Raw genomic sequence first — 2,536 nt, forward strand, 5'->3', positions numbered from 1 at the left:
CTTAACTGATCGGCATTACGCCATAGTGTGAGGCTTTTTTAATCGAATCCTGAAAATTTGTGTGAGATTAATGCGAATATGGCGTCAGACACACATTTTTTGCCTCTCCACCTATAGTTTTGAGTGGTTTATCCGATATATTTAACAGATCATTGTCATTAATTTAATTGAGCACATAGCTGAGCCTTATATGCGTCGACTTTTACAGCGTCTACTGTTGCCTCTCGCAATCGTTGCCGTGACTCAAACTACTATCGTAAACGCGGAGAGCATTCGCCTTAAAGGGCCAAATGGTGAGATCCAGTCATCTCCCCAATTCTCAGAGCCTCTTGCTCGTAACACGCGTGCAACGTCGGAGCCTTCACGTTTTTATGGCCCTACAACCGAACAAGAAACATTGTGGGGCATTGCCACTAAGTTACGACCTTCCAATGCTGTTACTGTGCAACAAACGCTTTACGCCATTTTTCAACTCAACCCTCAAGCGTTTGACAATCAAAACATCCACGAATTGATTCCGCAGAGCACAATTCGAATTCCTTCACTGAGCCAAGTAAGCAGCGTATCGACCCAGCAAGCCGTCAACGTGATGACAGCGCATCAAGCTCGTTTAGGCAAAGCGCCAGCTTCGGTCGCGCCACAACCGAGCAGCGCTCAATTAGAATCTAGCCCAGCAACACCAGTTGCAGAACCTCCCAAGCCAAGTGCAGAGCCGATGACGGAGACTCTGCCCGCGATGAATAACCAGGGCAGTGAGCTAGCGGCCATCGCAGACAAAGAAAAGCAGACCCAAGTTAAATCTTTAGAAAACCAACTTGAGAGTTCAGAAACGGAACTTATGGCCTTGGAAGAGAAGAACCATAAGTTGCGTCTTATGTTGGCTGAAGTCCAATCTGAAGTCGACGTACTGAAAGATGAACTGGGCGATGAAGATAGAATTCGAACCGAAGTAGAAAAACTGCTTGAAGCTGAACGCTTACGCGTTGCTGAAGAACAAAAAATGGCGCCGTCGTCACTTGACCAGCTGTTTTCAAATACTTGGTTAGTGGCTGCCTTGGCGATTATTCCGGGGCTGCTGATTGGTCTTATCATCATGATGATGCTAGGCCGCCGCTCTAAACAAGAACCACAAGCCGCCGCTGCTGAACCTCAAGTAAGCCCACAGCCTGTTGCGCCAGTCGTCCCAGGCACTCTCAATGAAGACATTGATGATGATTTGCTATTAGATGATGACTTGTTTGGCGAATCAGACAAAGACGATGATCTGTTTGGCGAGGGTGGCAGTGAGAACGACACTGACGAGTCAGACATTTTCGCTGATTTGGATGATGGCGACCTCGACTTTAATCTCGAAGGTGACGACAGCGACGATCCGTTTGCTGGCATCGGCGATGATGGTGACCTAGACGAATCTTTGGCTGATCTTGATGTCGATATGAGCGCCAATGGTATCAGCGTCAATAGTGAGGACAAAGCGCTGGGTCTCGAAGAGATGGAGCGAGCGCTGGATGAAGTTGTCATGGATGATTCTGATGATGAAGGCTTCGATTTATCGGATGACGGTGAGTTCTCCCAAGATGAGCTGGATTCGCTCCTCACAGAAGATGGTGATTCAGAAGAGCTGGAGAGTGACGAACTTGACCAATCTCTGCTTGATGACCTGTTTAATGAAGTGCAAAGCGACAGTGATGATGATTTGGACTTCGACAGTCTGCTTGATGAGGGTGACGACAGTTTTGATTTAAGTGATGAGCCAAGCAAAGAGAGTTCAGAGCCTCAATTGGCTTCAGACAGTGAAATTGATGACATCTTTGCTCAAATGGAAGCGCAAGCCGATTTAGAAGCACTTGAAGCCAATGCGATTGACGAAACGGCGTTGCTTGATGAAGTACTCGGTGGCGAAGATGTTGGTGTCAGCCAAGACAGCACAGATTTACTTGATGAACTTCTCGAAGAGCAAGATTTAACTTCAAGTCAGGACAGTGATGAGCAAGATGTCTTTGATGAACTGATTTCAGTCGATGAGCTTGATGAAGAGAGTACTGATCTTCTAGATGAGTTTATTACCGACTCAGATGGGGAAGATGAGTTTGATCTCGATGCTGAGCTTGATGAGCTGATTGGCGATGAAGCTGGCGACGACCTGGACTTGACAGAGAGTACTGATCTTCTTGCGGAGGTTGTCGAGTCGCAGCCAGAGCAAAGTGAGGATCTTGGCGATGACGCTACTGATTTATTCGAAGAACTACTTGAAATCGATCAGCAAAGCGTCGATATGGATACTTCTCCTCAAGTCGGCTCAGATCCAGCTCAACTAGCCGAAGAAGATATGTCGTTAGCAGCAGAAGACAACGCTGAAACTAGCGATTTTTCCAGTGATGACTTCATCGACGACCTACTCAGCGTGGCCCCAGAAGGTGATCCGCTGCTTGATGAACTTGATCTTGACGATGTTTTTGACGAAGCAAAAATCGAAGATATTGCGCTTGATATTGATAGCGAACAAGCTCAGCCTGCAGAGCCAGAGCCAGAGCCA

General features: G+C 47.1%; 1 protein-coding gene. It reads left to right on the top strand.

Annotated features, from left to right (window positions below):
- Positions 1-190: 190 nt before the first annotated feature.
- On the top strand, positions 191-2,536 hold a 2,346-nt coding region (locus TW81_RS18695; RefSeq protein ID WP_045957253.1), incomplete at its 3' end, for a FimV/HubP family polar landmark protein.

Source organism: Vibrio galatheae (assembly GCF_000967545.1).
GTDB classification, from domain to species: domain Bacteria; phylum Pseudomonadota; class Gammaproteobacteria; order Enterobacterales; family Vibrionaceae; genus Vibrio; species Vibrio galatheae.